At 42.1% G+C, this 12,983-nt stretch carries 13 protein-coding genes; 6 read left to right on the top strand and 7 right to left on the bottom strand.

Annotation, left to right across the window (positions count from 1 at the left end; genetic code table 11):
* The first annotated feature begins 21 nt into the window (after window positions 1–21).
* Window positions 22–378 carry a RidA family protein gene (locus tag ACNQO6_RS16665; protein WP_440209706.1) on the top strand — a complete coding sequence of 119 codons (357 nt, stop codon included), beginning with the start codon at window positions 22–24 and terminating at the stop codon, window positions 376–378.
* Here the strand turns inward: ACNQO6_RS16665 and ACNQO6_RS16660 are convergent.
* The 5 genes from ACNQO6_RS16660 to ACNQO6_RS16640 form a co-directional block, all read right to left on the bottom strand.
* Window positions 375–914, bottom strand: coding sequence for a DUF2726 domain-containing protein (locus tag ACNQO6_RS16660; RefSeq protein ID WP_440209705.1), 540 nt, complete (start codon window positions 912–914; stop codon window positions 375–377). The two genes, ACNQO6_RS16665 and ACNQO6_RS16660, sit on opposite strands and share 4 nt — an antisense overlap.
* A 303-nt stretch (window positions 915–1,217) precedes the next feature.
* Window positions 1,218–3,599, bottom strand: a complete 2,382-nt coding sequence (locus ACNQO6_RS16655; protein WP_440209704.1) for a YgiQ family radical SAM protein — start codon at window positions 3,597–3,599, stop codon at window positions 1,218–1,220.
* A gap of 157 nt (window positions 3,600–3,756) precedes the next feature.
* Window positions 3,757–4,965 carry an MFS transporter gene (locus ACNQO6_RS16650; protein ID WP_343581104.1) on the bottom strand — a complete coding sequence of 403 codons (1,209 nt, stop codon included), beginning with the start codon at window positions 4,963–4,965 and terminating at the stop codon, window positions 3,757–3,759.
* 79 nt (window positions 4,966–5,044) lie between these two features.
* Window positions 5,045–6,298, bottom strand: coding sequence for an esterase-like activity of phytase family protein (locus ACNQO6_RS16645; RefSeq protein ID WP_440209703.1), 1,254 nt, complete (start codon window positions 6,296–6,298; stop codon window positions 5,045–5,047).
* A gap of 150 nt (window positions 6,299–6,448) precedes the next feature.
* Window positions 6,449–6,856: a helix-turn-helix domain-containing protein gene (locus ACNQO6_RS16640; RefSeq protein WP_262766866.1), complete on the bottom strand. Its 408-nt coding sequence runs from the start codon at window positions 6,854–6,856 to the stop codon at window positions 6,449–6,451.
* Between the two features lie 80 nt (window positions 6,857–6,936).
* On the opposite strand from ACNQO6_RS16640, the gene ACNQO6_RS16635 reads away from it, so the two are divergent.
* From ACNQO6_RS16635 to ACNQO6_RS16615, 5 genes are all read left to right on the top strand, one after another.
* Window positions 6,937–7,428 carry a DUF2938 domain-containing protein gene (locus tag ACNQO6_RS16635; RefSeq protein ID WP_440209702.1) on the top strand — a complete coding sequence of 164 codons (492 nt, stop codon included), beginning with the start codon at window positions 6,937–6,939 and terminating at the stop codon, window positions 7,426–7,428.
* Window positions 7,429–7,438: 10 nt separating this feature from the next.
* Window positions 7,439–8,014, top strand: a complete 576-nt coding sequence (locus ACNQO6_RS16630; protein ID WP_440209701.1) for a flavodoxin family protein — start codon at window positions 7,439–7,441, stop codon at window positions 8,012–8,014.
* Complete coding sequence (locus tag ACNQO6_RS16625; protein ID WP_005226294.1) at window positions 8,011–8,229, top strand: DUF2798 domain-containing protein; 219 nt, start codon at window positions 8,011–8,013, stop codon at window positions 8,227–8,229. Before ACNQO6_RS16630 ends, ACNQO6_RS16625 begins: the two co-directional genes overlap by 4 nt.
* 326 nt (window positions 8,230–8,555) lie before the next feature.
* On the top strand, window positions 8,556–9,119 hold the full coding sequence (locus tag ACNQO6_RS16620) for a lytic transglycosylase domain-containing protein (RefSeq protein ID WP_440209700.1): 564 nt from the start codon (window positions 8,556–8,558) through the stop codon (window positions 9,117–9,119).
* 331 nt (window positions 9,120–9,450) lie between these two features.
* Window positions 9,451–9,993, top strand: a complete 543-nt coding sequence (locus ACNQO6_RS16615; protein ID WP_005226292.1) for a lytic transglycosylase domain-containing protein — start codon at window positions 9,451–9,453, stop codon at window positions 9,991–9,993.
* A gap of 66 nt (window positions 9,994–10,059) precedes the next feature.
* Here ACNQO6_RS16615 and cysK read toward each other — a convergent pair whose 3' ends face one another.
* Together cysK and ACNQO6_RS16605 are read right to left on the bottom strand one after the other, a co-directional pair.
* On the bottom strand, window positions 10,060–11,061 hold the full coding sequence (gene cysK / locus ACNQO6_RS16610) for a cysteine synthase A (protein WP_005281154.1): 1,002 nt from the start codon (window positions 11,059–11,061) through the stop codon (window positions 10,060–10,062).
* 135 nt (window positions 11,062–11,196) lie between these two features.
* Window positions 11,197–12,693: a hypothetical protein gene (locus ACNQO6_RS16605; protein WP_343581098.1), complete on the bottom strand. Its 1,497-nt coding sequence runs from the start codon at window positions 12,691–12,693 to the stop codon at window positions 11,197–11,199.
* Window positions 12,694–12,983: the final 290 nt, after the last annotated feature.

Below are 12,983 nucleotides of genomic sequence, written 5' to 3'. Positions count from 1 at the left end.
CCCATTCATTAAGGAATCACTATGTCTGTGCAACGACTTCATGTCACTTCACGTTTTTGCGAGGTCGCAATTTCAGGAAATCTTGTTCATCTCGCAGGCCAACTGGCAGATGACACCAGTGTTGATGTAAGTGCACAAACACAGCAAACTTTAGATAATATTGATCGATTATTGGCAGAAGCAGGTACAGATAAAACCCATATTTTATCTGTACTGATCTTTTTAAAAGACATTGAAAAAGATTATGCGGCAATGAATGCAGTATGGGACGCGTGGATTGCTGAGGGACATCCCCCAGCACGTACCTGTGTCGAATCTAAACTCTATACGCCAGATGTACTGGTTGAAATGACAGTGACTGCGGTTCGCCCTGATTAATACGATTTCACAGCGAATTCATTATATTTCATCATCCGCTCCATTTTTGGCAGCGGAGCTGATGTGACGACCGTGGTTGGAATGCTCATCGGTTCAAACAGATCAGGCACCAGATCTTCTCTCAGTTCCTGCTCGGTCGGAATACTGCTATAGCGCAGCACACGATAGCCTGCTAACTCAAGCAGGCTGTCCTGATAATGTTTCTGATGCAGACGGTTGACATAAGACTCGTCTGCAATCTCGATAATCGCCAGCACTTGATGCTGTTGATCCAGAACCACAAAATCAGCCACCAATCCTTGATATTTACGGCGCGTATGGGCAAATTTGGTTGTTAATAAGGCGTCGAAAGACACATGTGCCAATACGGTATGACGCGGCAAAACGGCTTGCAAACGCATTAAGGTAATCTGCTCGGCAATATTTAAAATACCACGGCGTTTTAACGGACTATCCTGACGCCTGTTTTGTTGCAGGCGGCGAAGTGCGAGTGCTGTGATCAACAGCAACCCAACTATTGTTATGAAGTAATACATTACTAACCAATCCCTTTAGATTTTTTATAATCATTTTTGGCTTTAAGCCAATTTTTTTAATCAATAACAGCGATAGCAAATTCATTTTGCAGTGCAAACTTAAGTTTTTTAATCGTGTTTTCCCAGACGACCAAAGTCGTAACTGCCCTCTGCCTTTTATTTATAATCATTACGCTTGCATTATTCAAGTCGTTATTGTCAGTTTATGTTTCGAATAACGATCACTTTGTGATCAAAAAACAAACATTGGCCCAATATGTAAATAAAAAAGGCATGAAATATCATGCCTTTTTAACCGTCAAATTAACGATGCGCTTTTGCTTTGGATTTTGGCTTACCTGAAAAAGGTCTTTTTTCACCTGTTTCACGCGGTGGCAGACCATTATGCTGGGTTAATATCTGCCCTTTTTGCGGATGTTTCTGACTCGACTGTGAGCGAGATTGTCCTTGACCACGTTTTGCAGAATCTCCCGCCACGCTCGAGTTCTTCTTACGCGCAGACTTATATTCACCTTCAGCGGTTCCTTGCGGCTGATAAGTCGGAATCAAATGCTGTTTCGAATTACCGATCAGGTCTGAGCGCCCCATGTCTTTCAAGGCTTCACGTAATAAAGGCCAGTTGTTTGGATCATGATAACGCAAGAAGGCTTTGTGCAAGCGACGACGTTTTTCACCTTTAACAATATCCACATTTTCCGTATAACGCGCCACCTTGGACAATGGATTCTTGCCTGAATAATACATCGTGGTTGCAGTTGCCATTGGCGATGGATAGAAGGTCTGAACCTGATCAGCACGGAAACCATTCTTCTTCAACCAGATCGCCAGATTCATCATGTCGTAATCGGTGGTCCCCGGATGCGCAGCAATAAAGTACGGAATTAAATATTGTTCCTTACCTGCTTCCTTACTGAAACGCTCGAACATCTGCTTAAAGCGATCATAGGTCCCGATACCTGGTTTCATCATCTTCGATAACGGACCGTTTTCGGTATGCTCAGGCGCAATTTTCAGATAACCGCCGACATGGTGCTGAACCAGCTCTTTCACATATTCAGGGTTTAATACCGCAAGGTCATAACGCAGACCTGAACCAATCAGAATCTTCTTCACACCCTTGATGTCACGCGCCTTACGATAAAGCTGAACCAACGGTGCATGATCGGTATGCAGGTTTTGACAAACCCCTGGGTAAACACAAGAGGGTTTACGGCAATTCTTTTCAATTTCAGGATCATTACAGTGCAAACGGTACATGTTTGCAGTTGGACCACCTAGGTCCGAAATAATGCCGGTGAAATTTGGTGCAGTATCACGGATTTTTTCAATTTCACGCAGAATTGAATCTTCCGAACGGTTTTGAATAATACGACCTTCATGTTCTGTAATCGAACAGAAAGTACAACCGCCGAAGCACCCACGCATGATATTCACCGAGAACTTGATCATGTCAAATGCAGGGAAACGCGCATTGCCATAAGCAGGATGCGGTAAACGTGCATAAGGTAAATCAAAAACGTAGTCCATTTCCTCAGTCGTTAAAGGAATTGGTGGTGGGTTGATCCAGACATCACGTTCGCCATGACGTTGCACCAAGGCACGGGCATTACCTGGGTTGGTTTCCAGATGCAAAATACGGTTAGCATGTGCATAAAGTACCTGATCCTCGGCCACTTCTTCATAAGAAGGCAAGCGGATCACGGCCAGCTCACGTGGCGGTAATTTATGTTTAATTGCTTTTGATGGTGCAGGTTTAAGTTGTACGATCTGGGTATCCGGATCCAGATTGTCGCCTTCACGGACAATCGGATTGGCAACAATTTCTTTCTGGAAATTCTGGTATTGTGCCAGTGAGTTGCCTTTTTCTTTTTCAACTTCACAGCCATCAATATCTTCAGTCATCACATACGGATTGATGATCTGATCAACTCGTCCAACAGTATCGACATCGTTACTGGCGATTTCAACGAATTTAGCTTTCGATTGTTTGTTATGTTTATTGATAATAAATGCAGTACCGCGAACATCGGTAATCTCGTGGACTTTTTCACCTTTGGCTAAGCGATGCATCACATCGATAATGGCACGCTCACCATTACCATACATCAATAAATCAGCCTTCGAATCCATCAAGATAGAGCGACGGACTTTATCTGACCAGTAATCGTAATGCGCAATACGACGTAAGCTACCCTCAATCCCGCCAAGCAAGACAGGCACATCAGGGAAAGCTTCTCGACAACGCTGGCAATACACTGTTGCCGCACGGTCTGGGCGCTTGTTCGGTTCATTGTTTGGCGAATAGGCATCATCAGAACGGATTTTACGATCTGCCGTATAACGGTTGATCATCGAATCCATGTTCCCTGCGGTTACGCCCCATGCAATGGTCGGTTTGCCTAAAACACGGAAACTCTCGACATTGGTCCAGTCTGGCTGTGCAATGATACCGACACGGAAGCCTTGTGCTTCAAGCACACGCCCAATCACACCCGATACAAATGAAGGATGATCAATATAGGCATCCCCACACACCAAGATAAAGTCACATGCATCCCAGCCGAGCAGATCCATTTCTTCTCGTGACATCGGCAAAAATGGTGCGGGTTCAAAACACGACGCCCAATATTTGTCGTAATCAAACAGCGCTTTTGGCGCGGTCTGCGTGGTATAGGCAGTAGACATAGCTTGCGAATCTCGGCTAGCAGATGGAGGAGAGACATCTAAAGATGAAAGCCGATCATTTTAACATGAATTTCATTCATTTTCCCTGTTTATAAAACATTCAAGAACAAGGGGATAACAAATTATTTGTATAAAGTTTAAACAAATCCGCTCTAGTTTAATTTGTTTGCGGGACTTTCCGCAATTGCAATGCTAAAAGCAGGCCCAGCATTAACACTACCGCGACCATACATGTAATCCCCGTCCAGCCAAAGTTTTCCCAGACCAGACCGCCGCTACTGCCCAGTAAACTTGACCCGATGTAATAGCAGAGCAAATACAGTGAAGATGCGACTGCACGGTATTGCACGGCCTGCACAGAGACCCAACTGCTTGCCGTCGAATGTGCCGCAAAAAATGAAAAGGTAAAAATAATCAGCCCGAGCAGAATCGTCCATAAAGATGGAATTAAAGTAATTAACAGACCCAGCATCATGGTAAGTAACAGCACGGGCAACACCTTATCGCGCCCATATTTAAAGCCCCATTTGGCAGCTTTGGGTGAACTATAAATCCCGGCCAGATAAGCGATCGAAATCAGGCCAATCCAGGTTTGTGATAAATGAAAGGGAGCTTCCAGCAAGTGATAACTAATATAGTTAAATACAGTGACCAGACAGCCCATCAAGATAAATCCTTGGGCAAACAGAATCCGTAATTTGGGATCTTTTAAATTCTGCTCAAACGCTGCCTTGAAACGGGAAAAGCGGAATGGAAAGGGCTTGAAATGCTGTGATTTGGGAAGTAACAGATAAAATAGACAGGCGATAATGAAATTGATAAAACCAATTGCATAAGTTGCTGCTTGCCATGAGATAAAGTCAACCAGTACCCCTGCAATCAACCGTCCCCCCATGCCGCCAATGGCTGTACCTGAAATATATAACCCCATCGCGAAGCCAATATCTTTTTGCGCAATTTCTTCACCAATATACGTCATCGCTACTGCAGCCACGCCGCTGACCGCTAGACCAATAAAAATACGGGTAGTCAGGAAAATTTCCCAAACCGGAAACGACGCACTCAGCAGCAATAAAATCGAGACCAAGAATAAGGCAAACACCATGATCGGCTTACGGCCAAAACGATCAGAAATAAAACCGGTGAATAGCAGGCCAATCGCAAGCGCAACGGTTGAAAAAGAAAGTGGAAAACTGCTGTGGGTAGGCGTCACATGAAAGAATTCTGCAAAAATTGGCATCATTGGCTGGACACAGTACAACGATGAAAATGACGCAAAACCGGCAAAGAACAAGGACCATAAAATCGCAGTAAACGATTTTGAACCATACTCGATATGGGTTGGGCGCAACACTGATTCAGACATGAGGACTCCTTATGCCCAATCAGTATACGCCTTCAGCCGAAATGCGGAATGACCATTTCGGCGATTTTTTACCTATTGTTTAAAATAATGCTTTGGGTAAACGAATCTGAATAATTTCATTGTCGTCAGCAAGTTTGGCATTACGTCCCGATGAGCCCGGGAAATTATTGTCATTCAATACCGTCAAGGTTGTTCCATTTTCAATGATGACATCTTCAATAGTCTCAAATGGAAATGCAAAAACCTTACCTGTTCCAATATCCCCTGCCCGCACGGTGCCATATAAGGCATCTGGATTGGCAATTTTCATCAAGTCGACCAGATCTTCACGCGCTACCGTTTGTTTAGGCTCATTGAACTTAATGCGGATCAGTTTTTTATATCCGCCTAGATTATTCTGGCTCACATCCCGCTCGATAATGATGCCTTCTTTGTCATTAAACAATTGGAAATCGCCAATATTGGTGGCTTTGCTGTTCAGTTCAAACCAATAATAAACACCGGTATAGGCTTTTTTCTGAAGGTCAAACTGGGAAATCAGCAGTCGGCCAGTTGCATCATTCAGTAAAGGTTTTTCCAGTAATGGATATAAATACTTGCCATCTAGTGAAATTGCCATGCCTTCAAAACCACTACTGCGCCCTACCAATGGCTCAACATAATTGATATTGGCTTTATTGAGCTGGTTTTGTGGCGAACGTAATTCTTGTGCCGGATTCAATGGATTTGGCAATCCAATCGGCGCATCGAGCAACACACCTTCTGCCGAGAAGTGCAGCAGATAAGGACCAAATTCATCGCCAATCCAGTAGCTTCCATCCGCAGCACGTTGCATCGATTCAGGATCAAAATCCGCCCCAGTCAACAAACGCTCTGCGGTATTGCCATTCACAATCTCAAAAGGAATGAGTTTATTTGGATCACGTAGCTGGATAAAACTTTGCACAGCCACTTGTCCTGTGCCTTTAGCTTTAGTTTTAAAGTCTGCTTTGATTTTATAAATACGTAACAAGAAATCTGCTGAATTGTCCTGTGTGCCAAAACCGTTATCGGCCATGGCCATATAACTACCATCCGCATTTTTCAAAGCGGCAGAAAAGCCTTGTACCGGTTGCCCTTTAAATGGCGGATAAATTCCATTGGCACCACTCACAGCTTTACCCGAATCAGGTCCAGCTGCATAAGTTGCAACAGGAAGTTTGGCAAAAGAAACTAAAGTAGGCTCGGTAACTTTCTCTGTGGGTGTGGTCTGATCTTGTTTATTATCGTCGTTACAGGCACTGAGTCCTAAAGCTGTACCGCACAATACGGCCAATAAAGTTTTCTTATTCATGGTTTTATACGCTTGATCAAAAATTACGCCAATTTAAGCAAGCTTTGATGACATTTTTACTGCAATCGCATGAACTCTTTATGGCGAAAAGATGACAATGTAACCCAACATTTTGTTTCATAAACTACGCTAACGATCGCCTATCCAGTCTTACTCAAGTTTGATCGGTCGATATTCACCCGCAATCGCGGCTTTTAAAAAGTTTTGAAAAGTTGGGCATTGCATATGATTTTCTGCGGGGCATACCGCAGCATGTCTCAGTCCCTGACTGATAAAATCCAAGCGCTGGATCATTTGTTGCAATTGTTCAGCTTTTTCATTGAGCATGGCGCGATCCAGTTCAGGCTGACCATTTTCGCCAAACATCTGTGCAATTTCATTGAGGGAAAAACCTGCCGCCCGCCCCAAAGCAATCAATGCCAATTGATCCAGAACCTGCTTGCCATATTGTCGGCGTAATCCATGACGGCCTATTGATTTGATTAAACCTTTTTCTTCATAAAAGCGTAAGGTTGAGGTGCTCACATGGGCCCGCTTCGCAACTTCTCCAATATCCATAAATACCCCTTGACTTCAAGTTGACTTGAACTTGCACACTATCTTTATCGCGTTTTAAGCAAAAAAGATCAAGGTGAAAAATGGAAACTATGGAGCTGTTATTTCAAATCCTGTGTTTAGGTATCGGTGCCACAATCATGATGGATATGTGGCTATTACTGTTAAAAACACTCAACCGCCCAAGCTTAAATTTTGCTTTGTTGGGCCGTTGGTTGGGCTGGATGTTTCGAGGCAAGTTCATCCATGCATCGATTGCGCAGAGCCCTGCCATCCGACAGGAATATGCCTTGGGTTGGCTGGCACATTACAGTGTCAGCATGCTGTTTGCCTTCAGCTTTGTGCTGATTGTTGGAGAAACATGGTTACGACAGCCGCAATTTAGCTCTGCTTTTATTTTCGGCGTGATTACAGTGCTCATTCCCTTCTTAATTATGCAACCGGCTATGGGGGCAGGCATTGCCTCAGCTAAAACAGCACAGCCTCTGCGCAACTGTCTACGAAGTCTGATCAACCACACTATTTTCGGCTGCGGTTTATATCTCAGCGCTCAATTGCTTGCATTATTTCACTGAGGGATCAACCATGAAATCGATTGCCATTATTTATCATAGCCGTCAGGGCCACACCCTGTTTATTGCCCAACAGATTCAACTCGGTATAGCGCAAGTTGGACAGATTAAAACTGATTTATTCAGCGCTGAGCAGTTAATGTCTCAACCCGAATTACTCTGTTATTATGACGGCCTGATTTGGGGTTCTCCCACCTATCTGGGTGGTGTGTCAGGCACATTCAAACAATTGATGGATGCCACAGGGCCGTTATGGAAAAAACAAGCATTTAAAGGAAAATTAGCCGCAGGATTTACCGTTTCCTCACTACCCGCAGGGGATAAGCAATCTACACTGATTTCACTTTTCACCTTTTCGATGCAACACGGTATGATATGGGTCGGTAACCCTATTTTACCTGAGCAACATCAAGGGGTTCCGTATACGCAAGCAGCCAATCGTCTCGGCTCATGGACTGGGCTTATGGCACAAGCTGAACATGCCAGTGCAGCAGATGCCTTTGATTTTGGTGATATCAAAACTGCTCAGCTATTTGGACAAAATTTTGCATTCAGCTTAAGTGCATATCAAGGAGTGATGATCACGTGAAAGCAGCAAGTCTTTTATTTCCATTGGTTCTGTCCTGCATGATGTCTTTTTTAATTTCTGGCATCACCACATTAAAGGCGGTCGGTTTTATCGATCATTTCTTTGCCATGTGGATGTCAGCATGGATCGTGGCATGGATGTTTGCCTTTCCTAGCGTATTGGTCTGCGCACCGATTGCACAAAGGTTGGTAGGATGGATTCTAAAGAAACGCTAATTGGGACTTTGTAAGCAAAAGCCTACAGTGACTGTGGTCATTGGCGAATATCCCTGATGAGATAGATTCACTAAGATATGAAGCATAGAGAGACAGGATGTCTCATTCAGAATAACAAGAACACAGGATGTGGTCGTTGACAGGAGTTGGCGGCAAGAAACCAAATATGAAAAGCCTCGACAGGATGTCGGGGCTTTTTTATTATCCTTGAGTTTGTTGAAATACAAAAAAAGTAAACGATTTAACTTACGATTCTGCATTGACTCCCTGTGGCTTGCTACCTACTATCCGCATGTTTTATATATGATGGTCAGTCTTGTTTTACGATGATAATTTACAACAAATTTTACTTTTCTCGGTTCCAAATCACTTTTGCCAAATTGAGTGTCGTCCTTTTCATTAGCTATTTAACCGCTGCCTGTACCAGTACTCAAGGTCCCTCTGTACGTCAATCTCAACAATTTTCAACAGGAATCCAGAACGCCTACTCCGTTGCGCCGAGCACAGCTAATCGAGTTGCTCCGATCATTCTCAAAACTGCTGAACGACATAACATTTCCCCGCATTTACTCGCTGCACTGATTCGTCAAGAATCCAGTTATCGCACGTTTGCCCGTTCCTCTGCGGATGCAGTGGGCTTAACGCAGGTCCGTCCAAAATTCTGGCAACAGTTTTGTCCAGGTGATCTGTATGATGAACATGTCAATATTAATTGTGGTGCCTATATTCTGGCGAACTACTATCAATCCACTGGAGACTGGGCAAAAGCCTTGGGTTATTACAATGTGGGTCCGACAGGCTATCGCAGAAGCCCGTATATGCGCCAACAAGCTGAACGTTATGCCAGCTCAGTCAAACGGCATGAACAGTCATTGAAAGAAGCTTTATAAACCTTGTCGGTAAAAACCTACGCCGGTTGGCGTCATTGACGAATGTCCTCATCATTTTGCATTCATTAATATAGGACTCATACAGGGACAGGACGTCTCATTTAGAACAATAACAGCACAGGATGTGGTCATTGACAGGAGTTGATGGCAAGAAACCCAATATGAAAAGCCTCGACAGGATGTCGGGGCTTTTTTATGTCTTGTTTAAAAGAATGAATACGGTAAAACAACTGCTATTGACTCCCCCAAACCGAGTGCATACCATCCTAATAATTTTATTTTGTCTCGGGTCTTGGTTTTGCAAATCATCTCTACATCAACTGATCAAGGTATGACTTCTCACGCGCTCGGTTCACTTTTTTTAAAGCTCAGCCTTGTCATTATGGCAGTGAGTCTTTCCGCGTGTAGTAGCTTAAGCGGATCATTTGCAAATCGCTCGAATCAACTCTCCTCAGGCTTACAAAACGCTTATTCTGTTTCACCCAGCACGGCCAATCGTTTATCACCGATGATCATTCAAAGTGCTGAACGTTATGATGTATCGCCGACTTTACTGGCTGCATTGATTCGCCAGGAATCGAATTACAATAGCGCTGCCCGCTCACCAACGGGAGCCATTGGCTTAACCCAAATCATTTCCAGTCATTGGAATCAGGCTTGCCCAGGCAATCTTTATGATGAAAATGTCAACATTAACTGTGGCGCGCATGTCCTCTCAACCTACTATCGGTCTGCTGGTAGCTGGTCTAAAGCAGTGGCCTATTACAATGTTGGCCCAACAGGCTATCAACGTAGCTTCTGGACACGGCATAAAGGTAAAAAGTACGCCCGCTCGGTGAAACGCCATGAAAAAACCTTAAAAAAAGCCTTATAAAAAATACAGCAAAAATGTAAAAAACCATGCGCTTAGGCATGGTTTTTTATAACTTGAGCAATAGATTTAAGCTTCGTCAAACAAACCTTCAAATAAGACTGAAGATAGGTAACGCTCACCGCTATCCGGTAAGATCACCACAATCGTTTTACCTGCATTTTCAGGACGTTCTGCAATTTGAGCTGCCGCCGCCAATGCTGCACCACTGGAGATACCAACCAGAATCCCTTCTTGAGTTGCACACTTTCTTGCCCACTCAATTGCATCCGCACTATTCACAGGGACAACTTCATCTACCAAATCCAGATCTAAGTTCTTCGGAATGAAGTTGGCGCCAATGCCTTGAATTTTATGCGGTGCAGGCGTAATGCTTTCGCCATTTTTAGTTTGAGTAATGATTGGAGATTCAGCCGGTTCAACTGCAACTGAATACAACGGCTTATTTTGAACTTGCTCAAAATAACGAGAAATTCCGGTAATGGTTCCGCCTGTGCCGACACCAGCAACGAGAATATCAACTTGTCCATTGGTTGCCTGCCAGATTTCAGGACCTGTGGTATCGACATGAATTTGAGGATTGGCTGGATTTTCAAATTGTTGCGGCAAGAAATACAGTTCTGGATTTTCCGTAGCTAAACGCACAGCTTCATCTACTGCACCTTTCATTCCTTTAGCAGGCTCAGTTAAAACCAGATTTGCACCTAAAGCTTTTAAAACCTTTCTGCGCTCCAGACTCATACTTGCGGGCATGGTTAAGGTAATTGGATAACCTTTTGCCGCTGCAACAAAGGCTAAGGCAATCCCTGTATTACCACTGGTCGGTTCAACAATATGCATGCCAGCTTTCAGTACACCACGTTTTTCTGCATCCGCAATCAAAGCAGCACCAATACGACACTTCACTGAAAATGCAGGATTGCGGCTTTCGACTTTGGCTAAAACCGTTGCACCTGTTTTAATAAGACGGTTGATACGCACTAAAGGTGTGTTCCCAATGGCTTCGGCATTGTTTGAATACACTGCGATCCCTAGGTTGGCTGGTGCTGGAAATTGCTGATCAGTTGACATGTTATTTCCTTATTAGATTTGGAATGACTCTCAATCATTATAGGCACAACAAGGAAAAACATCCATTTTGAATAATTTTAGACCAGCTATTTCTTTTACTCTAATAAAAGAAATAGCTGTTTTAGATAAAATTAATTAAATCCCTTCACGATTCCAATGAATTTTTCCATATAAAGCTGATGCTGCACCTTCACAATGCTGTTCAAAACGTAAATCTATAGCTTTCAATCCTGCTGTGTCATATTGTACTGTATCTACAGTGAACCATCCTTCCAATTGATTGCAACCTCGACCATCTCCCCCCCAGTCTAACCCTCCTAATTTAGGATTATTAAATGGATAACGCATGAGATTTTTATAAGTTCCTGCTTCTATTTTTGTTTTAGCATCAGGTAATGCAAAATTGGCATTCCACCACGTATCACCATTTACACGGAGATTCAAGACATTGTTTTTACTGTCAATCTGAATATTTGAGTTAGCCTCGTTAAATAAATAATCTTTTCCTCCCCCAACATAATCTCCCTTATCACTCTCTAAAGCAATATAATTACCTGTAGGTATACTATCTAAAGTTGGTTGCCATTTAGTACCTATAAATATTTTCGGTGATGTCCAATGAACAACTCCAAAAAGGGCACTATAGGGATTATTTTCACAATGTTGAGCAAAACGATAATCTATAGATCTTAGCGCATCATTTTCAAAGGTTACGTGGTCTACTCTCATCCAGCTTTTAGAAGTGTTACAACCTCTTCCATTTCCACTCCATTCCAGCCCTCCAATCTTTGGATTAGAAAACGAATATCGAGATAAATTAGAAAACAAACCCACTGATAAATTTTTATAACTATCAGGCAAAGCAAAATTCCCATCCCAATTGGAGTTATCAAAACCATTAACTTTTATATTTATACGATTTTTATATCCAGCCAAGCCAAACTCTTGTGATGTATAAAAATATTCTTGCCCTGCTCCAATATAATCGTGCTCACTACTTCCTAAATAAATAAAACTTTTCCGACCAATATTCATATAATCTACTGGCAAAATTTTAACTTCTTGAGCTAAATTAGAATCAGAAATTTTCTTCAATGTCTGATAATATTCTTTATCATCAACATAGTTAAATATTAAATTATCTTTAATATTCAATCCTTTATTCTCCACTCTCCCTTTTGCAGAGAGCAATTTATCTTGATTAGGATTATATATAATAACTTCTAAATCCCAATTCCCTTGTGCTAGATCATAAAGATTTGTATTTATTTGATTTTTACAAGCTACGGGTAAAAACATTATTTTTGTTATAGAATCATTTTTCAGCTTAATTATGACATCATTTAATCGAGGCTGATCTTTTTCCTCACAGTCTTCTACTACTAACTGGTCACTATTATTATCAAGATTTAATTTGCTTATCAAAGGCTTCAAATCAAGATTTAAATTATAATCTTTATCCTTCTTTTCTATAGACAAAGTTGCTTTTAAGCTATTCGGAGATAAATTATTACTCTGACCACCAGAATTATTTTGACTTTCCCCATTATTACCACCACAAGCAGCTAAAATCCCTATAATAAAGGTATATATAATTGCTTTTTTTAAACTTAAGATATTATTAATAGACATCTTTCTCCATTTCCCTTCCAATTTATTAGTTTTTTGTTTAGCAAGTGTTATAAAAAGCAATGATATATTATACATCCTCAATAAGTAAATATTTATTATTCAAAATACCTTATGTTCATCACAGTTTTAGGTAAATTATAAATATATGTTTAACTTCCATGCATTATTTTTCTCTAGCCAAATTTTTCCCCACCAATAAAAAAACACCCCCTAACGTTAGCTAGGGGGTGTTTCGTATTTAAAAGCTGGCGATGACTTACTCTCACATGGCAAGTGCCACACTACCATCA

Source organism: Acinetobacter calcoaceticus, assembly GCF_051947995.1.
Lineage (GTDB): Bacteria > Pseudomonadota > Gammaproteobacteria > Pseudomonadales > Moraxellaceae > Acinetobacter.
This window is presented reverse-complemented; position numbering and strand designations above follow the sequence as displayed.